General features: G+C 47.5%; 18 protein-coding genes and 1 pseudogene. 11 read left to right on the top strand and 8 right to left on the bottom strand.

The window, feature by feature from the left end; genetic code table 11:
- Nucleotides 1–7 precede the first annotated feature (7 nt).
- The 5 genes from HMPREF3179_RS05195 to leuS are packed head-to-tail and all read right to left on the bottom strand — an operon-like array spanning nucleotide 8 to nucleotide 6,100.
- Entirely contained in the window at nucleotides 8–427 is a 420-nt protein-coding gene (locus HMPREF3179_RS05195) for a CopD family protein (RefSeq protein ID WP_048767930.1), read from the bottom strand.
- Between the two features lie 35 nt (nucleotides 428–462).
- Nucleotides 463–1,779 carry a glutamate-5-semialdehyde dehydrogenase gene (locus tag HMPREF3179_RS05190; protein ID WP_048767931.1) on the bottom strand — a complete coding sequence of 439 codons (1,317 nt, stop codon included), beginning with the start codon at nucleotides 1,777–1,779 and terminating at the stop codon, nucleotides 463–465.
- Between the two features lie 45 nt (nucleotides 1,780–1,824).
- Nucleotides 1,825–2,859 (bottom strand): DNA polymerase III subunit delta, encoded by a 1,035-nt coding sequence (gene holA / locus HMPREF3179_RS05185; protein ID WP_070469923.1) that lies wholly within the window; start codon nucleotides 2,857–2,859, stop codon nucleotides 1,825–1,827.
- Nucleotides 2,859–3,434 carry an LPS-assembly lipoprotein LptE gene (gene lptE, locus HMPREF3179_RS05180; RefSeq protein WP_070469922.1) on the bottom strand — a complete coding sequence of 192 codons (576 nt, stop codon included), beginning with the start codon at nucleotides 3,432–3,434 and terminating at the stop codon, nucleotides 2,859–2,861. The genes holA and lptE overlap by 1 nt, the downstream gene beginning before the upstream one ends.
- Nucleotides 3,435–3,436: 2 nt before the next feature.
- Nucleotides 3,437–6,100 carry a leucine--tRNA ligase gene (gene leuS / locus HMPREF3179_RS05175; protein WP_070469921.1) on the bottom strand — a complete coding sequence of 888 codons (2,664 nt, stop codon included), beginning with the start codon at nucleotides 6,098–6,100 and terminating at the stop codon, nucleotides 3,437–3,439.
- Between the two features lie 191 nt (nucleotides 6,101–6,291).
- Between leuS and HMPREF3179_RS05170 the strand changes: the two genes are divergently transcribed.
- A complete protein-coding gene (locus tag HMPREF3179_RS05170) occupies nucleotides 6,292–6,729 on the top strand; it encodes a hypothetical protein (RefSeq protein ID WP_141743443.1) in 438 nt (145 codons plus the stop codon).
- 21 nt (nucleotides 6,730–6,750) lie between these two features.
- Here the strand turns inward: HMPREF3179_RS05170 and HMPREF3179_RS05165 are convergent, their stop codons facing one another.
- Entirely contained in the window at nucleotides 6,751–7,518 is a 768-nt protein-coding gene (locus HMPREF3179_RS05165; RefSeq protein ID WP_018027166.1) for an LOG family protein, read from the bottom strand.
- On the opposite strand from HMPREF3179_RS05165, the gene polA reads away from it, so the two are divergent.
- A complete protein-coding gene (gene polA, locus HMPREF3179_RS05160) occupies nucleotides 7,517–10,252 on the top strand; it encodes a DNA polymerase I (RefSeq protein WP_070469919.1) in 2,736 nt (911 codons plus the stop codon). The genes HMPREF3179_RS05165 and polA overlap by 2 nt on opposite strands.
- Before the next feature lie 119 nt (nucleotides 10,253–10,371).
- On the opposite strand, the gene htpX is transcribed toward polA, so the two are convergent.
- Nucleotides 10,372–11,244 carry a protease HtpX gene (htpX, locus tag HMPREF3179_RS05155; RefSeq protein WP_070469918.1) on the bottom strand — a complete coding sequence of 291 codons (873 nt, stop codon included), beginning with the start codon at nucleotides 11,242–11,244 and terminating at the stop codon, nucleotides 10,372–10,374.
- A 129-nt stretch (nucleotides 11,245–11,373) separates the two neighbouring features.
- On the opposite strand from htpX, the gene HMPREF3179_RS05150 reads away from it, so the two are divergent.
- Nucleotides 11,374–12,255, top strand: coding sequence for a DMT family transporter (locus tag HMPREF3179_RS05150; protein ID WP_018027169.1), 882 nt, complete (start codon nucleotides 11,374–11,376; stop codon nucleotides 12,253–12,255).
- A gap of 97 nt (nucleotides 12,256–12,352) precedes the next feature.
- Nucleotides 12,353–13,213: a sulfurtransferase gene (locus tag HMPREF3179_RS05145; protein ID WP_018027170.1), complete on the top strand. Its 861-nt coding sequence runs from the start codon at nucleotides 12,353–12,355 to the stop codon at nucleotides 13,211–13,213.
- Between the two features lie 60 nt (nucleotides 13,214–13,273).
- Here the strand turns inward: HMPREF3179_RS05145 and HMPREF3179_RS05140 are convergent.
- A pseudogene (locus HMPREF3179_RS05140) lies at nucleotides 13,274–14,425 on the bottom strand (aromatic ring-hydroxylating dioxygenase subunit alpha).
- 215 nt (nucleotides 14,426–14,640) lie between these two features.
- On the opposite strand from HMPREF3179_RS05140, the gene HMPREF3179_RS05135 reads away from it, so the two are divergent.
- The 7 genes from HMPREF3179_RS05135 (at nucleotide 14,641) to rpsR (ending at nucleotide 19,937) form a co-directional block, all read left to right on the top strand.
- The gene (locus HMPREF3179_RS05135; RefSeq protein ID WP_070469917.1) at nucleotides 14,641–14,910 is read left to right on the top strand and encodes an exodeoxyribonuclease VII small subunit; all 270 of its coding nucleotides are present in this window, start codon (nucleotides 14,641–14,643) and stop codon (nucleotides 14,908–14,910) included.
- The gene (locus HMPREF3179_RS05130; protein WP_070469916.1) at nucleotides 14,911–15,828 is read left to right on the top strand and encodes a polyprenyl synthetase family protein; all 918 of its coding nucleotides are present in this window, start codon (nucleotides 14,911–14,913) and stop codon (nucleotides 15,826–15,828) included.
- 8 nt (nucleotides 15,829–15,836) lie between these two features.
- Nucleotides 15,837–17,723, top strand: coding sequence for a 1-deoxy-D-xylulose-5-phosphate synthase (gene dxs / locus HMPREF3179_RS05125; protein ID WP_048767940.1), 1,887 nt, complete (start codon nucleotides 15,837–15,839; stop codon nucleotides 17,721–17,723).
- Between the two features lie 41 nt (nucleotides 17,724–17,764).
- Nucleotides 17,765–18,580 (top strand): GTP cyclohydrolase FolE2, encoded by an 816-nt coding sequence (folE2, locus tag HMPREF3179_RS05120; protein WP_070469915.1) that lies wholly within the window; start codon nucleotides 17,765–17,767, stop codon nucleotides 18,578–18,580.
- A 246-nt stretch (nucleotides 18,581–18,826) separates the two neighbouring features.
- The gene (gene rpsF, locus HMPREF3179_RS05115) at nucleotides 18,827–19,255 is read left to right on the top strand and encodes a 30S ribosomal protein S6 (RefSeq protein WP_018027176.1); all 429 of its coding nucleotides are present in this window, start codon (nucleotides 18,827–18,829) and stop codon (nucleotides 19,253–19,255) included.
- 43 nt (nucleotides 19,256–19,298) lie between these two features.
- On the top strand, nucleotides 19,299–19,610 hold the full coding sequence (gene priB, locus HMPREF3179_RS05110) for a primosomal replication protein N (protein ID WP_018027177.1): 312 nt from the start codon (nucleotides 19,299–19,301) through the stop codon (nucleotides 19,608–19,610).
- Nucleotides 19,611–19,661: 51 nt separating this feature from the next.
- Nucleotides 19,662–19,937 (top strand): 30S ribosomal protein S18, encoded by a 276-nt coding sequence (rpsR, locus tag HMPREF3179_RS05105; RefSeq protein WP_018027178.1) that lies wholly within the window; start codon nucleotides 19,662–19,664, stop codon nucleotides 19,935–19,937.
- Nucleotides 19,938–19,941: the final 4 nt, after the last annotated feature.

Raw genomic sequence — 19,941 nt, 5'->3', positions numbered from 1 at the left:
CCCGCCACTAAAAAGGTTTGAAAATAACTAAGTACACAATTGCCAGCATTAAAATCACAGGAATCTCATTGAACCAGCGATAAAAGCGATGCGTTTGTTGATTGCTTTGCGTCGCAAAGCGTTGATAAATCACATAGCAATAGTAATGGTAAACAAAAACAAAAAACACCAACAGTAATTTGAAATGCAACCAGCCATGCTTCATGCCGATAACACTAATGAGCAACACACCGAATATCAGATTGACCACAGCAATGATGCTCATAAAGCGTAACAGACGTTTTGCCATGCCCAAAAGCAGGGTGTAGCCCTCGGAGCCGGGTGTCTGGCTAGCCAAGTTGACATAGATGCGTGGCAGATAAAATAAGCCAGCAAACCATGAAGCAAAGAAAACGATGTGTAACACCTTATACCAGAGATAAGCCATGAGTCTTTCCTTAATAATTGAACATGAATTTGAGCTTAGCCACGCTGTTGACCATTGCCATTTAATACCCACTTGTAGGTAGTCAGCCCCTCTAGCCCGACGGGGCCACGTGCATGTAAGCGATTGGTGGAAATGCCGATTTCAGCGCCTAAACCGTATTCGAAACCATCCGCAAATACCGTCGGTAAATTGACGTAAACTGAGCTGGAATCAACGGCTAACTGGAAATGTTCGGCACGCTGCAGATTGTCAGTAATAATTGACTCGGTATGACCGGAACCGTATTGGCTGATATGCTCAATGGCTTCATCAATCGATTGAACGATGCGAATGGCAATAATTGGACCGAGGAACTCCGTGGCCCAATCTTCTTCAGTAGCATCCTTGATGGCTGCTTGCTCATTCGATTGCAAGCCCGCAGCTACCAAGATTGCTTTACTTTGTGGACAAACTCGCATCTCATCCCCATGCGCTTGAAACTTTCGAGCTAGTTCGGGCAAAATCGCTGCCGCAATACTTTCATCAATTAATAATGTTTCTAAGGCGCCGCAGATACCATAGCGATGTGTTTTGGCATGAAAAGCCAAATCAATCGCCATCTGATGATTAGCATACTGATCCAAATACATATGGCAATTACCGTCCAGGTGCATAATCATCGGCACCTTGGCTTCTGCAGCCAAGCGCGCTAAGAGGGATTTACCGCCGCGTGGAATAATCACATCGACGTATTCGCTGAGACGAATTAATTCACCCACGGCAGCCCTATCGGTAGTCGCTACTACTTGCACCGCATACTCCGGCAGATCATTAGCTTTAAGGCTTTGAGCAATTAACTTAGCAAAGGCCTGATTAGAGTAAAAGGCTTCACTGCCGCCTCGTAAAATACAAGCATTACCAGACTTTAGACAGAGTGCCGCCGCATCAACCGTGACATTAGGGCGCGATTCATAAATAATGCCGATGACGCCGATGGGCACACGCATTTGCGCTACCCGCATGCCGTTTGGACGTACCGTGGTGGCTGACAGTGAGCCTACTGGATTAGGCATAGTGGCGATTTGACGCAAACCCGTTTGCATAATATCAAGGTATTTTTCAGTTAGGGTTAAGCGATCTAATAATGCAGCCTCGAGTTGATTGGCTTTGGCCTTGGCCACATCCTTGGCATTTTCAGCTAATAAAAAGGCCTTATTATCATTAATCAAATCGGCTAAGCTTAGCAATGCCGCTGATTTTTTTTGATCACTGAGACGCATCAGACTGCGTGATGCTTCACGGGCTTGTTTACCTAATTGGCGCAAATAGTCCTGTACGGACAAGTCGGAAGAGTGAGTAGACTGAGTGTTCATAAGGCGATTAAGTAGTTGAAATTTAAAATATAATGATAAAAATGGCTATACCGTTTGAGGATTAACGATTTTTAGTGCGAGCCGTAGCAGCTCTTGCCAGGGATCGTTTAAGCGCCCCTCCACTGGGATACCCTTTAAAATGCGATCCACATCATGTGCATGTTGAATCAAGCCCATCAGCTGCATTAAGCTTAAGCGTTCTAGTGCCTGTAAAATCAAGTTTGATTTGGGTGGGCGTAGATAGAGCGAGCGTAGTTGGCTTGACGGGTTTAAGCCCTTGGAACGAGCCACGGCTAAGTGATATAGATGACGAATATCTATCATCATAAAACCCAGGATCAAAGGCAGGGCTTCACCTTCGGCCGCCAAGCCCTCAATAATCCGTCGGGTGCGAGTGGCATCCCCCTGCAGCATGGCACTACTGAGTGACATCACATCAAAACGTGCCACATCTTGAATCGATTGTTGAATCGCTTCAAAGCTAATGTCACCCTCGGGATACATCAGACCGAGTTTGATGATTTCCTGATGAGCGGCAAAGAGATTGCCCTCTACACGATCCACAATCCACGCTAGCGTTTCTCTGTCAACACGTTGCTGTTGGCGTTTTAAACGCTCGCTAATCCAAGCCGGGAGTTGCTCTCGTTGAATAATCGGTAATTCATAAACCTCGGCTGCTGCGGAAAGGCTTTGCCACCATTTTGCTTTTGTCGTCTGAAAATCTAATTTCGGTAAGCTGATAATGACCACCGTATCCACCAAACGTCCTTGCCTGACTTCCTCGGCTAAACGTATTAAGGCCTGAGCGCCTTTGGTGCCGGGCTTACCGGTGGGGATGACGAGCTCCAGAATTTTACGTTCCGCAAATAGTGACAGGCTTTGGGTAAACTCCTCAATCACACCCCAATCGTCGGTGGCGCTAAGGCTAAGCGAACTACGTTCGCTGTAATCATGCTGTTGCGCCCAATGTCGGAGCGTATCGACGCTTTCAATTCTTAACAGCAGTTCATCACCGACCACACAATAGAGTGGTGCCGGTGCTGCTTGCAGATTGATGGTAGCAGGATTAAACTTGGCCATTAATGCGTGTGTAATGCTCGATAACGCTGAATTACCTCATCTGAGGTAATTCGTTGCAAAATAGAATTAGCGATATTACGCTCCATATCGGCATAAAGTTGTTGCATTTCAGCCGCTTTGGCGTCGGCATTATCCTCATCATAGGGTAATAAACGTAGACTGGAGAGGGTGGTTGGCTCTAATAAGCTATTCCCAGCACTATCAACTAGGGTAAAGCTGATGTAGAGGCCTAATTCGTATTCCTCTACCTTACCGTCTACCGTCAGTGATACCTCTTTGCGAGTACGGCGATTATTAAGTTGTAATAATCGTACTTCGGACGCTTCGGCCGTGTCGACAATTCGGGTATGCGGTGAGTTGGCACGGATACCACGAATAATCTGGCTGCCAAAAGAGCTCTGGCTATTGATGTTGGTATATAAACTAGTAAAGGGCAGGGGCGTAGCGCCACGCAGCTTAAAGCCGCATGCTGCCAGACTCACCACCAACATCAGGAGTACTAAAAAAGCAGCCGCTTGCTTAACGGTGGGTGCTAAAGCTTGAGCTCTAGCAGCGCTCAATCGCTGATAACTCATGCTTATCCTACCACGTTCACTAATCGTCCCGGCACCACAATGACCCGCTTAATCGGACGCCCCTCAAGGAAGCGCTCAACCGCCTCATGTTCACGTGCTGTTTGTTCAATCAGCGCTTGATCGGCGTCATTAGGCACCATCATGGAACCGCGTAATTTACCATTAATCTGTAGCACTAACTCGATTTCATCAGCCACTAGTGCCGCTTCATCCACGACTGGCCATGGTGCATCCAGTAAATCACCATAAGTCTCGGCAAAACCCAGGGCGCGCCAGAGATGCCAAGTAATATGTGGCACCACCGGATAGAGCATACGTAAAAGAATTGATACCGATTCACGAATTGCGTGCTGCGCCAACTCACCTGCTGGCAATTGCGCCGCTTCTAATGCATTTAACAACTTCATATTCGCCGAGACGACAGTATTGTACTGAATTCGGCTATAGTCATAATCCGCTTGCTTTAAGAGTGAGTAAGTCTCAAGACGTAAGTCTTTGATGGCTTGCGCCAGCTCCTCTTGAGCCGCCCAGTCGATGTTATCTTGAGCCTGTCGAATCTCATCTTGGTGCTTGTAGCAATAATTCCAAAGGCGACGTAAAAAGCGGTTGGAGCCGTCCACGCCACTTCCAGACCACTCAAGTGTTTGCTCCGGTGGGCTCGCAAACATCACAAATAAACGTGCTGTGTCTGCCCCCATGGTATCAATTAAGTGTTGTGGATCAATACCATTGTTTTTGGATTTGGACATGGTGCCGATACCGTCGTAGCTGATCTCGGAGCCATCACTTTTTAATTTGGCACCAATGATATTACCCTTGGCATCTAAGATATTGTCCACCTCGGAAGGGGCAAAATACTCAATGCCACCAAGTGCATTGCGGCGTGAATATATATGGTTGAGTACCATTCCTTGGCACAACAATTTAACAAATGGTTCGTCATACGCTAAGAGACCCATGTCGCGCATCACTTTGGTCCAGAAGCGTGCATAAAGCAGGTGCATCACCGCATGCTCAATCCCGCCGATATACTGATCCATCGGCATCCAGTAATTATTGCGCTCATCTACCATGGCTTCGTGATTGGCAGCGGAGGCATAGCGCATAAAGTACCACGAAGAGTCCACAAAGGTGTCCATGGTGTCAGTTTCACGCTTGGCATCTGCGCCACAACAAGGGCACGTTACCTGCAGGAACTCCTCACATTTATTTAAGGGGTTACCACTACCATCGGGAATAAGATGCTCCGGTAATACCACTGGTAGATCCTTTTCAGGCACTGGTACTGGACCGCAACTAGGGCAGTGAATAATAGGAATAGGGGTGCCCCAATAACGTTGGCGGGAAATACCCCAATCACGAATGCGCCAAGTGACTTTTTTCTCACCTAATTGCTTGGCTACCATCAAGTCGGCGATTTTATCGACTGCTTCACTAATGCTGAGACCGTTGTATTCGCCGGAATTGATCAGCTTGGCCCCTTCTTTGTCCGCATACCAGTCCTGCCATTGTGTCGTCGAATAGGCGCGGCCCTCAATATCAATGACTTGCACAATCGGTAGTTGGTACTTCAGTGCAAAGGCAAAGTCACGCTCATCGTGCCCCGGTACGGCCATAACAGCGCCGTCACCATAGCTCATTAAGACATAGTTACCAACCCAGACCTCAATGTTGTCGCCGGTAATAGGGTGAGTGACATAGAGACCGGTAGGCACACCTTCTTTTTCTTTGGTCGCTAAATCTGCTTCGCTGGTGCCACCTTTAATTGCTTCTTTAATAAACGCGGCAACCTTGTCATCACGTCGCGCCGCTTCAACCGCCAATGGGTGCTCCGGTGCCACGGCGCAGAAAGTCACCCCCATAATGGTATCAATACGCGTCGTAAAGACGTACAGACGGCCGTCTTGAATCAACTGATTAGCGCCATCACGAATGTCATGAGTAAAGGCAAAACGCACGCCCTCACTGCGACCAATCCAGTTTTCCTGCATCAAACGGACCCGCTCAGGCCAGCCGTCTAAGTGGTTTTTGGTGTAATCCAGTAGCTCCTCGGCGTAATCAGTGATTTTTAAGTAATAGCCGGGAATCTCACGCTTTTCAACTAAGGCTCCAGAGCGCCAACCGCGACCATCAACCACCTGCTCATTCGCTAAGACGGTTTGATCGACAGGATCCCAGTTAACCACTTGGGTTTTACGGTAGGCAATGCCTTTTTCCAACATTTTAAGAAAAAGCCATTGGTTCCAGCGATAGTATTCTGGATCGCAAGCACACATTTCACGAGACCAGTCAATGGCTAAGCCCATGGACTGCATCTGCTTTTTCATATAGGCAATATTATCGTAAGTCCATTTTGCAGGTGATACCTTGGATTTGATGGCGGCATTTTCCGCAGGCATACCAAAAGCGTCCCAGCCCATCGGCATCAAGACGTTATAGCCGCGCATTCTGAGTTGGCGTGCCATGACGTCATTGATGGTGTAGTTCCTAACATGACCCATGTGGAGCTTACCACTAGGATAGGGCAACATGGAGCAAGCATAGAATTTAGGTTTTTCTTCGCCGGCGGCGTTTTTGGTGCCCTCTACCACACGGTAGACATCGTGTTCTTGCCAAATGGTCTGTGCTTCTTTTTCAACAGCAGAAGCATGGTAATGTTCTTGCATAGATAGACTTCTAGAGAGAATAGTGATCAAAGTTAGCGTTTCTTAGCTGAAAAAAGCAGTTATAATTGAGGCTGCTTTTCCTGCTAGCGCTGATTGCATGCTTAATCAGCCTAAGTAAATACTTCATTATACCCTTGATTGGCTTTTTTACGGTTCTTTATCCGGGGTGTGAATAATCAATAATACTGACTATGACTCTTCAACGTTCCGCACACTTTTATCGTTTTACCCTTTGTGCTCTGATGGCTTTGGCGCTGACTGCTTGCAAGACCAAGCCTATGTATACCGAGGGTGATGTGCATTTTGAGCTTACTTGCGTTGAGGCTGATGCGATGGTGTGTGAGCAGGGTTTACGTGAAGCTTGCGCTAAGTATGAGGGGGAGGTGGTCGCTGTTGAGGTGCGTCGTGAACGCTATGTTAGTGAAGCCTTGAAAGCTGAGCTACGCAGTCAGGGGATACAGGCTCAATCGGTACATTTGATTTGTCGTCCGCCAGCTCAAGAGCAGGAGGACATTGCGCGCCAGGGTAGCACGCACCCTGATAATTCAGCCGCCGCCCAGCGTGATAATCTGAGCGGTCCACTGAATCTGGATCCGAATGCTAAGAATGAGCCTGAGGAGGCGCCCTAACAAGCACCTGCTGAATGGGTCTTAGCGTAAGCCAAAGCAGATCGTACTTTGGCAGTATGTTTCATACCTGTCTTCTATATAGGCGACAATTTTCTCCGGCTCATCTTCAATAATAAATAAATCTAAATCAGGTGCAGAGATGTAGCCATTAGCCAGTAGTTGCTGTTTAATCCAATCCACAAGGCCGCGCCAGAACTCACTGCCTACAAAAACGATGGGCGCACGATGCGCTTTGCCTGTTTGTATTAGGGTTAAGGTCTCAAATACCTCATCCATGGTACCAAAGCCACCCGGCATCATAATATAGGCTGCGCTATTCATAAAGAAGGTGGTTTTGCGGGAAACAAAGTATTTAAAATAAAGACTTTCGGACTGGTAAACGTTATCATGCTGCTCATGCGGCAGTTTGATATTGAGACCGATGCTGTGGCCACCCGCTTCAAAACAGCCCTTATTGGCCGCTTCCATCACCCCCGGGCCACCACCAGAAATGATGCTGAAGCCCGCTTGAGCGAGCAATTTACTGATCTCAATGGTTTTGTTATAGTACAAAGAGTCTTTTGCTGTGCGTGCACTGCCGAAAATACTCACGGCCTTATTGATATGCAGTAGGTGTTGTGCTGCGGTCGCCAGCTCCTGAGAAATTTCAGCTACCTGACCATTGACCGTATCAGCTTTTGAAGCTTCGACTTGCTTCATTTCCGTGCGACTGACTTGTTTAGCGTTTTCAGCCTTATCTTCTACTGTAAGATCGGAGTCTACAGTTAAATTTTCTTTATTGATGGACATGAAAAAAACCTTATTACTTGTTGATGGCTCAAGCTATTTATATCGCGCATTTTTTGCGATGCCGAACCTACGGAATGCCCTGGGTGAGCCCACCGGGGCAATCTACGGCGTCATGAATATGATGCGCAAGATAAATCAAGATTATAATCCTGATTATATGGCTTGCGTCTTCGATGCTAAGGGTAAAACCTTTAGAGACGATATCTATAAAGAGTATAAAGGTAATCGGCCACCCATGCCCGATGATTTACGTTCTCAGATAAAACCGATTCACGATGCCATCCGTGCCATGGGTTGGACGGTGATTGCGGTCGAGGGGGTTGAGGCCGACGATGTGATTGCTACCCTGGCCAAAAAAGCCACGGATAACGGCATTGAATCGATTATCTCCACCAGTGATAAGGACATGGCGCAACTAGTGAATGAGCACGTCACCTTAATTGATACCATGAGTAATCAGGTGATGGATATTGAGGGAGTCAAGGCGCGTTATGGTGTCAAGCCGGAGCAGATCATCGACTATTTAATGTTGATGGGGGACACCTCAGATAATATCCCTGGGGTACCTAAGGTAGGTCCTAAAACCGCTGTTAAATGGCTTGAGGAATACGGTACCTTGGATAGTATCATCGCACATGCCGATAACATCAAGGGGGTGGTAGGCCAAAATTTGCGTGAGTTTATTCCCACCTTTGAAATGACGCGCCGCTTGGTCACGATTAAAGATGATTGCGATTTACCGGAGGCCATTGATACGCCGGACGATCTCCGTCCCTTGGCGCAGGACAAAGCCACTTTAATTGATATTTTTCAAAAATACGGTTTCCGCACCTGGTTACGTGAATTAACTGGTGATCCAGAAGCGATTCCGGCGCAGGATGCGAGGGTTGAGGCTGATGTGGTGCCTGCAGCACCAGCAGTGATTGACTATCAAACCGTCACCACTGAAGCACAACTAAAGGATTTGCGTGCTGTGCTTCAGCAGGCTGAGATAGTGGCTTTGGACACGGAAACCGATGGTCTTTACTCAATGGCTGCCCGCTTGGTTGGCTTGTCCATGTCAGTTAAGCCGGGTCAGGCCTGGTATATTCCGGTCGGGCATCAAAGCTCGGTGTTGGACGAGCAACAGCAGCAACTGAGTAAAGCATGGGTGTTAGAACAGCTGCGCCCTTGGCTAGAAAGTGAGCAAGCTAAAAAGGTGTTGCAAAATGCCAAATTTGACACCCATGTGTTAGCAAATGAGGGTGTACGATTAGGCGGTATTCAGCATGACACCATGCTGATGGGCTATGTGCTGGATTCCTCGAAGCGAGTCGGCATGGAGGAGCTGATGCAGCGTTACTTAGGGCGCAGTGGCATTAGCTATGAGCAGATTTGTGGCAAGGGCGCCTCAGCCATTAGCTTTGATCAGGTAGCGATCGAGAAGGCCGCCGAATACGCCTGTGAGGATGCAGATGTAACCTTACAGTTAATGCAGGTGATGCTGCCCTTAATTGAGGCGGAGCCAGGTTTTAAGCGTATTTATGAGCTAGAAATGCAGGTTTCCCCGGTGTTGACCACGATTGAGCGTAATGGGGTTAGGGTTGATGAAAAATCCTTAAATGAACAAAGTCGTGCCTTTGCTGAGCGTCTTGATGAATTGGAACAAGAAGCGCATGCGATGGTGGGGGAAGCCTTTAATCTGAATTCACCACGGCAACTGGGCGAGATTTTCTTCGAGAAAATGGCTTTGCCAGTCATTAAAAAAACACCCAAGGGTGCTCCCTCAACCGATGAGGAAACGCTTAACCGCTTAGCCGAGGACTATCCTCTCCCTAAACTTATTCTTGAATATCGTAGCCTTGCTAAATTGAAGTCTACTTATACTGATAAGCTACCCGCCATGATTTGGCCGGCGACCGGACGAGTGCATACGAGTTATTCCCAAGCTTCCGTGGTAACGGGACGTCTCTCCTCATCGGATCCAAATCTGCAAAATATTCCGGTGCGTAGCGAGGAAGGACGTCGTATTCGCAGGGCTTTTATTGCAGAACCGGGCAAGGTGATAATGGCGGCGGATTATTCACAAATCGAATTGCGCGTGATGGCACATATTTCTGGCGACGAGGGCTTACGCAAAGCCTTTGCGGAGGGTCAAGATATTCACCGCAGTACGGCAGCGGAGATTTTCTCGCTAGCTAGTATCGATGAGGTGACTGCCGATCAGCGTCGCTCAGCTAAAGCAATTAACTTTGGGCTGATATATGGTATGGGCGTATTTGGTTTGGCTAAAACGTTGGATATTAGCCGAGATGCAGCGAAGCTTTATATTGATCGTTATTTTGCGCGCTATCCAGGCGTTGCTGATTATATGGAGCGCATTAAACAAGAAGCGTTGGAGCAGGGCTATGTAGAAACCGTTTTTGGTCGACGTTTCTGGTTTAAAGAAATTCAGGGCGCCAAGGGACCGCGTCGAGCCAATGCTGAGCGTCAAGCCATTAATGCGCCAATGCAGGGCACGGCGGCCGATTTAATTAAAATGGCAATGGTTGCCGTACAAAAATTTATTGATGAGAAAAAGCTTAAGAGCTTAATGATCATGCAGGTGCATGATGAACTTGTCTTGGAAGTACCCGAAGCTGAAAAAGACTTAATGCGTCAAGCCTTGCCCGAATTAATGAGTGGTGTGGCTGAACTCAGCGTACCTTTGATCGCTGAAGTGGCGGTGGGTGAAAATTGGCGTGATGCCGAGTAAATGGCAGGCAGTTGATGGTATTGCTGTGAGATGAAATTAGGGTTCAGTAAGCGCCGTTGCGACTTTTAGTAGATTAAAAAGCACCGTCTTAATCTGATTTGAGACGGTGCTTGCACTGATTAGTTACTTAAGGCTTGGATACGCACTGCTAATGGCGGGTGCGTGGCAAATAAATTTGCCATTTTGACATGATTGGAAATGCCTAAGGCCTGAATGTTTTTGGGTAATTCACCTTCTTGCATTTGCTGCAAGCGCTGTAAGGCCTTGATCATGGAACGTGGTGTGCCCATCAATTGAGCTGCCCCCGCATCTGCTCTGAATTCACGTTGACGTGAGAACCAGGCCACGATAATTGAGGCCAATAGACCAAACACAAGCTCTAAAACAATCACGGTAATAAAATAACCGGGACCTGTGCCTTCACGGTCATTCTTAAAGACTGCACGGTCGATAAAGAAGCCCACCACTCGCGCTAAGAAGATGACGAAGGTATTTACCACCCCTTGAATCAGGGTCATGGTCACCATATCGCCATTTGCCACGTGCGCAATCTCATGGCCTAGTACGGCGGCGACCTCTTCCTCATCCATGCTTTGTAATAAACCAGTGGACACGGCAACCAGGGCATCGTTTTTAAAAGCACCGGTGGCAAAAGCATTGGGTGCGCCCTCATAAATCGCCACTTCTGGCATACCGATACCAGCACGTTGGGCGAATTGTGCTACGGTTTCCACCAACCAGGCCTCTTGGCGATTCGCTGGCTGTTGTGGATTGATGACCCGTGCCCGCGTGCTCATTTTAGCCATGGGCTTACTCAGCAGTAGAGAAATAATCGAGCCAGTAAAACCGACAATCAAGGCAAATATGAGTAGGGCAGTGTAATCAATCCCCTGCTCAGACATCCAACGGTTTAAACCGAAGAGGCTAGTCGTAATTGACAGCACTAAAATAATTGCCAAGTTTGTTGCAAGAAATAAAACGATTCGCATCATAGGATTTTCACTTTTAATAGGTAGGAAAAGGGATAAAATTAATCGTAAATTTTAGGTGCATACGCTTCACAATGGCAAGCACCAAATGTTATCTAAATGTCAGCTTTTAGCTATTGTTAAGGATTTTCTATGCATTCCTTTTGGATGTTATTAGCATCGTTGATGTTTGCTTGTATGGGGGCGGCGGTTAAGTTTCTCGGTGGTTTGCAGGTGCCCTTAGCGCTGACAATTGTGGCCCGCGGTCTGCCCTCCGTGATCTTGATATTTGTATGGGCAGTGGTTACCAAGCATTCGCTAAAGCCGCTTAGCTATAGATTACACTTTTTGCGTAATCTATTTGGCGTGACGGCCTTAAGCTTGGTGTTTTACTGCTATACGGTGCTACCACTAGCAACAGCGACCACCTTAAACTACTCTTCTTCTATATTTATAGGCTTATGGGTCTTTATCAAGGGGGTTGAGGGAAAAAGGGATTGGTTTCGCTTGTTTACCTGTCTGCTGGGCTTTGCCGGTGTGCTTTTGGTATTGAGACCGAGTTTTTCTGAGGACCAGTTAATTGCGATTGTGATGGGTTTGGGCTCAGCGGTATGTGCAGCGGTGGCAATGATGCAACTGCGTTCATTAGGGCAATTGGGTGAATCGACTTGGTTGACCGTCTTTTATTTTGCGGTGGTGGTGACAACCGTTGGTTTAGTCTCGCTTGATCGTAATGATCTGCAAGGGCTCTCAGCACAGGCATGGGCCGCTTTGCTGGTGGTGGGCTTAAGCGGCTTGGTGGGGCAGCTTTGTATTACTAAGGCTTATGGTTCAGGTTCACCGATTTTATCAGCGGTGCTGCAGTATATGACCATTGTTTTTGCTGTCTTTTTAGGGGTGCTGTTTTGGGAGGATGTGCCGGACCTGTGGGTTTGGCTCGGTATTTTAGGTGTGATTGGCGCCGGTGCTTTGTCAGCATGGGCTACCATGCTTAACGTTCGTAAAGCGAGTGCCTCGCAAGCATTGAGAGAGTAATTCTTAAGGAGACGCATTGTTTTAGCGTGTTTTGGAATAATCTTGTCTATACTAAAGCAATAATGATAAGAGCAATCCATTTTTAAAGGAGACCACCATGAACCCCTTGATTTCAGCCGCTGATTTAAAGACCTTGTTAGACAGCAAAAGTGATGCCAGCAAAGTGCATCTGATTGATGTACGCCACAGTTTACAGGATCCTCAGTGGGGGCGTCGTGCCTATGTAGAAGGGCATTTACCGGGCGCCGTGTTTTTTGATGTGGATAGGGATTTATCCGCAAGTCCTAATGGCACCAATGGTCGTCATCCCTTACCCGAGCGCGCCGAGTTTGCGGCCTTATTAGCAAGTCGTGGTATGCAATCCAGTGATCACTATGTTGTTTATGATGGCAGTAATGGTATTTTTGCTGCGCGTCTGTGGTGGATGTTGCGTTGGGTTGGTTGTGCTCATGTGCAGGTGTTAAATGGCGATATGGCTGCTTGGCAGGCGGTCGGCGGGCAGTTGGAGCAGGGCGCAGTGGCGTATGCGGCGGCCGTTGAATGGCAAGACGCACCGCGTTTGGTCGGTGGTCGGGTCAATGCGGATGAGGTGGAGGTTAATATTCGCCTCAAGGACTTTTTAGTGGTAGATGCGCGTGCAGCAGCACGCTTTAGCGGCGAAGATGGGCAGATGGATGCCGTGGCAGGGCATATCCCCGGTGCAGTGAATCGGCCTTTTAGCGAGAATTTGGAGGCAAACGGTCAGTTTAAGTCAGCTGAGGTGTTGCGCCAGGAGTTTAGTCAGTTATTGGGTGTCCGTCCGCCCAGTGAGGTAGTGGCTCAATGTGGCTCTGGTATCAGTGCTTGTCATAATTTACTGGCAATGGAGGTAGCGGGTCTCAAGGGGGCTAAGCTATATCCTGGTTCTTGGAGTGAGTGGATTAGCGATCCGAAGCGGCCGGTAGCAACCGGTCATTAGCATAGCAGTCACTAGCATAACTAAGCCCATGCGGATAAATTGCATGGGCTTAGCAGTGACTTATTTTATCTGCATCATGCCTTTATACCACTGATGGAAGTGGAGCATACCATCTTCCATCGGTGATTGATAGGGACCTGATTCCTGCACCCCGCGCTCCATCAGCGCTAGACGACCGGCATCCATGCGCTCAGCGATCTCATCATCTTCAATGGCGGTTTCCATATAAGCGGCTTTTTGTGCTTCAATAAAATCGCGTTCGAAGGCACGGATTTCTTCAGGATAGTAAAACTCCACCAGATTAAGCGTTTTTTGTGGACTCACCGGGTAGAGCGTTGACAGTACTAAAACGTGTGGATATCACTCAATCATTTGCGTGGGGAAGTAGGTGACCCAAATCGCACCGAAATCGGGGGCGGTGCCACCACGGAACGCTAATAACTCATCATGCCAACGCTGGTAGGCGGCCGAACCTGGATTAGCTAGGGCTTGATGTACCCCGACTCGTTGCGAGCTGAAAAACTCGCCATAGTCCCAACGCAAGTCGGAGCAGGTAACAAACTGACCTAAACCTGGATGAAAGGGCTCCACATGGTAATCTTCAAGATACACTTCAATGAAGGTTTTCCAGTTGTAGTTACATTCGTGGACTTCCATATGGTCGAATTGATAGTCGGAGAAGTCAAACTCCTCTAGGCTAAGTAGTGCCGCCATATCGGCGCCGGGATCACGCGGTCCCTCATAAAGCATGCCATTGACATTTTTAAACTCAAAGCGACTTAAGTTTTTACAGCTGGGTTGCTCATTAAAGTGTGGTGCGCCCAGTAACTGGCCCGATTTGTCGTAGGTCCAGCGGTGTAGTGGACAGACAATATTGCCGCCAGTTGCTTTCAAATTACCGCGATTGTTGGTGGGATCCGTGACATTACCCGCCTGACCACCTAGCATAATGGCTTGTCGATGACGACAGACATTCGATAATAACTCTAGACGGTCGCCATTACGAAGTAGGATGCGTCCAGCATTATCTTGAGCTAAAGCGAACCAGTCACCATTTTCGGGCACATAGGATTCGTTAGCAATATAAATAGCACTATTTTTAAAGATAAGCTCTTGCTCCTTGGCAAACACCTCATCATCAAAATAGTAATTAACAGGAATATCGGCTTCGGCAATGAGCTGTTGAGAAGCTTGTCGGATTTTATCGTTCATCAGAACCCCCCGAATGATAAGAAGAAAATTAAGAAGACCGACTCACCAAGGGTCATGAGTCGATAAATTGCTGTGTTTGAAAAGCAAAAATAAGACCAAAAATTATAAGGTTTTTTAATCATCTAAGCCATTGTTCATTGCTAATTTTGAAAAATAGCGACAAAAAGCACGGATTTTCGTACAATGTTGGATTAGTGAAATTTTAGGAGGCTGAGGTGTCTGAGGACAAATCAGTTTTGCACGTTGAGCAGCAGGAATTGCCCGAGCAATTTGAAGTGGCGATGAAGGAATTACAGGCCATTGTTCAATCGATGGAGAATCAAGTCTTGTCGCTAGATGAGGCGCTCAAAGCCTATGAGCGCGGTATGTTACTAAGTCGTATTTGTCAGCAGAAGCTGGATGATGCACAGCTGCAGGTTCAGGTATTGCAGGACAATCAGCTGAGACCTTTAGCACAAGCTGAGCAAGACGGTGAGGATGAGTAAATGAGTCAGGAGTTATCCTTTGACCATTGGTTAAGTGCGTATGTAGTACCGACGATGGAGTCCTCCTTGGAGCAGGCTTTGACGGTAGTGGATGAGAGTCCTTATCTGGCCGGCTTGCACGAGGCGATGCGTTACGCTGCGCTCTCCGGCGGTAAGCGTATTCGTGCGGCTTTAGTGTTGGCGGCCGGTGAGGTAGCGCATCCTAGTGAGCAGGTTGAGCAGTCGAAAAAGGCCTTAATCGCAGCGGCTACAGCGGTAGAGTTAATTCATGCCTATTCGCTAGTGCATGATGATATGCCCTGTATGGATGATGATGAGTTACGTCGCGGTAAGCCCACCGTCCACGTTAAATACGGTGAGGCGAATGCCTTATTAGTGGGTGATGCGCTACAAAGTCTTGCTTTTGAAGTGATTGCTACCATGCCAGTGGCGCCAGCCCTAGTGATTAAGGCGATGCAGCAGTTAGCCATCGCTTCCGGTAGTCGCGGTATGGTGGGTGGTCAGTATATGGATCTGGCTTCCGTCGATCAGCAGATTAGCAAAGCGCGCCTTAAGTTGATGCATCAGCTTAAGACTGGCGCCTTGATTCAAGCGAGTGTGCTCTTGGGTTCAATTACCGTAGCGACCAATTACGAGGATCATTCTGCGCTTAAAGGCTATGCCGAGAAGTTGGGTTTAGCGTATCAGGTGGTGGATGATATTTTAGATGCGACGGCTGATACCAGTGTATTGGGTAAGACAGCTGGCAAGGATGAGCAGGATAATAAGCCCACCTATGTCAGCATGCTAGGTTTGTCAGAGGCCAAGGACTATGCCGCAGCCCTGCATCATGAAGCGTTGGAGGCGATCCGTCCATTGGGATCACGTGCTGAGCGATTAAGAGCTTTAGCGGATTTGATTATTCACCGTCAAAGCTAGGGATTGTTATGAATAAGTTCTTAAGCAAAATTGAGTCCCCGGATGATTTAAGAAGGCTTAATCGCTGTCAATTACCTGAGCTGGCGCAGGAGTTGCGTCAGTATATCCTAGAGTCGGTCGCAAATACCGGCGGTCATCTTTCATCCAATTTAGGCACGGTGGAGTTGACCATTGCCTTACACTATCTTTTTAACACGCCCGACGATCGTTTGATTTGGGATGTGGGGCATCAGGCTTATGCGCATAAGGTCTTAACCGGGCGTCGTGATGAATTACCTTTTATTCGACAGCAACATCACATTTCTGGTTTTCCTAAGCGTTCTGAATCAGTGTATGATGCCTTTGGTACGGCACATTCCTCGACCTCAATTTCGGCGGCCCTTGGCATGGCAGTGGCAGCGCGTAATCAGGGTCTGACTAAGCGACAGCATATTGCCGTGATTGGTGATGGTGCAATGACCGCTGGCATGGTGTTTGAAGCGATGAATAATGCCGGTGATACGCGTGACATTAATTTGCTGGTGGTGCTAAATGATAACGATATGTCCATTTCGCCACCGGTGGGTGCGCTAAATAAGTATTTCAGTCGTTTGATTTCTAGTGGCTTGCCATTTTATAAAGAGGCAAGTGATATGAGCAAAGTGGTGCTTAAGCAGTTGCCTGAGCCGATGGCGGAGTTTGCTCGTCGCTTTAAGGGGCATGTCAAGGATCAGGCCAAAAGCTTCATGGGGGCCAATACCTTATTTGAGGAATTCGGTTTTAATTATATCGGTCCCATTGATGGGCATGATCTAGGGGCTTTATTGCCAGTATTGGATAATGTCAGACGTTTAGGCGGCTTGCAGTTTGTGCATGTGATTACCAAAAAAGGGCAGGGTTACGGACTAGCAGAGCAGGATCCTGTGCTTTATCACGGTCCTGGTAAATTTAATCCTTCCGAGGGGATCAAGGCCTCAACTGCCCCTAGTAAACAGACCTTTACCCAGGTCTTTGGTCAGTGGCTCTGTGATATGGCGGCGAGCGACCAGAGGCTCATCGGCATTACGCCAGCGATGCGGGAGGGCAGTGGTTTAGTCGAATTCGAAAAGCGTTTTCCCGAGCGTTATTTTGATGTGGGCATTGCAGAGCAGCACGCCGTCACTTTTGCCGCTGGTTTAGCCTGTGAGGGCTTAAAGCCAGTGGTGGCGATTTATTCTACCTTTTTACAAAGAGCCTATGACCAGTTAATTCATGATGTGGCTTTGCAAAATCTGGACGTCACCTTTGCTTTAGATCGTGCCGGTATCGTCGGTGCCGATGGTGCTACGCATGCGGGAAATTATGATATTGCTTACTTGCGTTGTATTCCTAATATGGTGATTGCGACGCCTTCAGATGAGGCAGAGTGCCGACTTTTATTAAGTAGCTGTTATCAATACGATGGGCCGGCCTCTGTGCGTTATCCGCGGGGAGCAGGGATTGGTGCGGAGACGACGAATGAGTTGCAGTGCGTCGCACTTGCTAAGGCGGTGACGCGACGCCAAGGGTCAAGGATTGCGCTGCTCGCCTTTGGTCCGTTATTGCATGAGGCGCAGCAAGTTGCTGCCAAGCATGACCTTAGCTTGATTGATATGCGCTTTGTTAAGCCACTGGATGAGGAGTTACTGCTTGCCTTAGCTGAATCGCATCAAGCCTTTGTCACACTAGAAGAAGGGGCTTTGATGGGGGGTGCTGGCAGCGCGGTGATAGAATTCCTTAATCAGCATGATATAAATTTACCGGTCTTGCAATTAGGCTATCCGGACCTATTTATCGATCATGGTGAGCAAAACGCCTTGCGTGCGGACTTGCAGTTAGATGCCAAGGGCATTGAACAGTCGGTAGAACAGCGCTTTGCTGAGCTTTTAAAGCCTTAGTGTCAGCACATAGCTGCTTAGCTTTTATTTGTAGGAATTAAATGAAATTAACTGAATCAACAGCTGCTGTGATGCCTGATGTGCAGGGCAGCACGGATTTGCGACGTATCCAGATTGATCGTGTGGGTGTGCGCAAAGTAAAGCATCCATTGACAATAAAAAATGGCCAAGGGGATGTTTTGGCTACGGTGGGTATGTGGGAAACAACGGTGTTATTGCCTGCTACTGAAAAAGGCACTCATATGTCGCGTTTTATGGGCTTGATTGATGAGTACCACGCTCAGGGCATGGATGCGACATTGTTTAAGCAAATGGCGACTGCAATGCTACCCCTCTTAAATGCCGAGGAGGGTGAAATTCGCGTGATTTTCCCTTACTTTATTACTAAAAAAGCACCAGTTAGTGGTGTGGCTAGCATGATGGATTATGAAGTCACGTGGACAGCTATCGCTACCACTGACGGCGTGCGCTTGATTACCGAGGTGGTGGTGCCAGTCATGAGCCTGTGTCCTTGTTCTAAAGCGATTTCCGACTATGGAGCGCATAATCAGCGTTCCCATGTGACGGTCCGCTTAGAAGCAGGCAGTGACTATGTATTAGATGACTTAATTCGCGCCATCGAAGAGCAGGGTTCGAGTCAGTTGTGGGCGTTACTAAAGCGTCCGGATGAAAAGTATGTGACGGAGTATTCCTACGATAATCCGAAATTCGTTGAGGATCTGATCCGTGATGTGGCACTTCGTCTACACCAATGGCCCGGCATGATCGCTTATCGTGTTGAGGTGGAAAATTTCGAATCCATTCATAATCATTCGGCCTATGCCATGCTTGAGGGCAGGGCTGAATCATGTCGCTAAGGCTGTTGGCGGTGCTTAAGCATCGCTCAGTCGCTGAAAAAATACACAAAAGCCACAGATATCAAGCGGTTATCTCATAAGGGCTTGATATATAGCGATTAAATCTATATAATTATCGATTTCTTGCTCGATCTTTTAGTGAAGTGGTCACTAAGTTTTAAGATTAAAACCACCTCATCAGAGACGGGCTTTTTATGTAAAGCTTTTTGCATATAGGGGCTTTACTAAATATCCATAGGAGTTAATATGCGTCACTATGAAGTAGTGTTTATCGTGCACCCTGATCAGAGCGAGCAGGTGCCGGCCATGGTTGAGCGTTATCAAGCCATGATTACTGAAAAGGGTGGTAAAATCCACCGTCTAGAGGACTGGGGTCGTCGTCAATTAGCTTACCCTATTCAGAAGTTAGTTAAAGCACACTATATTTGCATGAATATTGAGTGCGGTTTAGACGTGTTAGATGAGTTAGAGCATTCTTTCCGCTATAACGATGCGATTCTACGTAACCTCATCATCAAAACTGACAAGGCCATTACTGAGCCATCGATCATGATGAAGTCAGTTGAGCGTGATGAAGCTCGCAAATCCGCTGCTGCAGACGACAGCGCTGCTGCAGATGATGATGTTGAGCTCGAAGAAGTCGACGAAGACGAAGAGGAAGAAGCAGAGGAGTAAGCTCCTTTGTTTGTCGGTTTGCTATTAGCTACAAGCCGCTAGCATGAATAGGGTTCAATTACGGCTTCTCCTGAGCGAGGTTCAACCATTGCGCTATACGCCAGCCGGTCTCAGTGTGTTAGATTTAGTATTGAGACACCAATCCGAAGTGATAGAGGCAGCGCATCCAAGGCAGTTAGACTTTGAATTGGAAGCCAGAGCAATTGGCGAAGTCGCCGAGGCTTTAAGTAGACTTGAATTGGGTAGTTTTATAGAAGTTGAGGGCTTTTTAAATAGTACTCGCAAAGACTCCCGCAGATTAATACTGCATATTCAACGCTTTACAGTCGTAGCAAGCAATTCGATTATCGTATAGTTTTAAAGAATATCGGGATTAGTATCCCAACCATATTTATAGGTAATTAGCATGGCACAAGCAAGAAGAGGAAGAGACAGAAAAAGTCGTTTTCCACAGCAAAATCCATTATTTAAACGTCGTAGATTCTGCCGCTTTACAGCAGCAGGTGTAGAACAAATCGATTACAAAGATATCGATACCTTACGCGATTTCATTACTGAAACCGGCAAGGTGATTCCAGCACGTTTAACCGGTACGAAGGCACACTACCAGCGTCAGTTAGATACAGCGATCAAGCGTGCGCGCTTCTTAGCGTTGTTACCATTTACTGACAGTCATAAATAATCAG

It is taken from the genome of Oligella sp. HMSC09E12, assembly GCF_001808505.1.
Taxonomy (GTDB): Bacteria; Pseudomonadota; Gammaproteobacteria; order Burkholderiales; family Burkholderiaceae_B; genus Oligella; species Oligella urethralis.
This window is presented reverse-complemented; position numbering and strand designations above follow the sequence as displayed.

What these genes read in the sequence shown, in the direction of transcription:
- HMPREF3179_RS05195 (WP_048767930.1), bottom strand. Translation starts at nt 427, where the DNA reads ATGGCTTATCTCTGGTATAAGGTGTTACACATCGTTTTCTTTGCTTCA.
- HMPREF3179_RS05190 (WP_048767931.1), bottom strand. Translation starts at nt 1,779, where the DNA reads ATGAACACTCAGTCTACTCACTCTTCCGACTTGTCCGTACAGGACTAT.
- holA (WP_070469923.1), bottom strand. Translation starts at nt 2,859, where the DNA reads ATGGCCAAGTTTAATCCTGCTACCATCAATCTGCAAGCAGCACCGGCA.
- lptE (WP_070469922.1), bottom strand. Translation starts at nt 3,434, where the DNA reads ATGAGTTATCAGCGATTGAGCGCTGCTAGAGCTCAAGCTTTAGCACCC.
- leuS (WP_070469921.1), bottom strand. Translation starts at nt 6,100, where the DNA reads ATGCAAGAACATTACCATGCTTCTGCTGTTGAAAAAGAAGCACAGACC.
- HMPREF3179_RS05170 (WP_141743443.1), top strand. Translation starts at nt 6,292, where the DNA reads ATGACTCTTCAACGTTCCGCACACTTTTATCGTTTTACCCTTTGTGCT.
- polA (WP_070469919.1), top strand. Translation starts at nt 7,517, where the DNA reads ATGAAAAAAACCTTATTACTTGTTGATGGCTCAAGCTATTTATATCGC.
- HMPREF3179_RS05165 (WP_018027166.1), bottom strand. Translation starts at nt 7,518, where the DNA reads ATGTCCATCAATAAAGAAAATTTAACTGTAGACTCCGATCTTACAGTA.
- htpX (WP_070469918.1), bottom strand. Translation starts at nt 11,244, where the DNA reads ATGATGCGAATCGTTTTATTTCTTGCAACAAACTTGGCAATTATTTTA.
- HMPREF3179_RS05150 (WP_018027169.1), top strand. Translation starts at nt 11,374, where the DNA reads ATGCATTCCTTTTGGATGTTATTAGCATCGTTGATGTTTGCTTGTATG.
- HMPREF3179_RS05145 (WP_018027170.1), top strand. Translation starts at nt 12,353, where the DNA reads ATGAACCCCTTGATTTCAGCCGCTGATTTAAAGACCTTGTTAGACAGC.
- HMPREF3179_RS05130 (WP_070469916.1), top strand. Translation starts at nt 14,911, where the DNA reads ATGAGTCAGGAGTTATCCTTTGACCATTGGTTAAGTGCGTATGTAGTA.
- dxs (WP_048767940.1), top strand. Translation starts at nt 15,837, where the DNA reads ATGAATAAGTTCTTAAGCAAAATTGAGTCCCCGGATGATTTAAGAAGG.
- folE2 (WP_070469915.1), top strand. Translation starts at nt 17,765, where the DNA reads ATGAAATTAACTGAATCAACAGCTGCTGTGATGCCTGATGTGCAGGGC.
- rpsF (WP_018027176.1), top strand. Translation starts at nt 18,827, where the DNA reads ATGCGTCACTATGAAGTAGTGTTTATCGTGCACCCTGATCAGAGCGAG.
- priB (WP_018027177.1), top strand. Translation starts at nt 19,299, where the DNA reads ATGAATAGGGTTCAATTACGGCTTCTCCTGAGCGAGGTTCAACCATTG.
- rpsR (WP_018027178.1), top strand. Translation starts at nt 19,662, where the DNA reads ATGGCACAAGCAAGAAGAGGAAGAGACAGAAAAAGTCGTTTTCCACAG.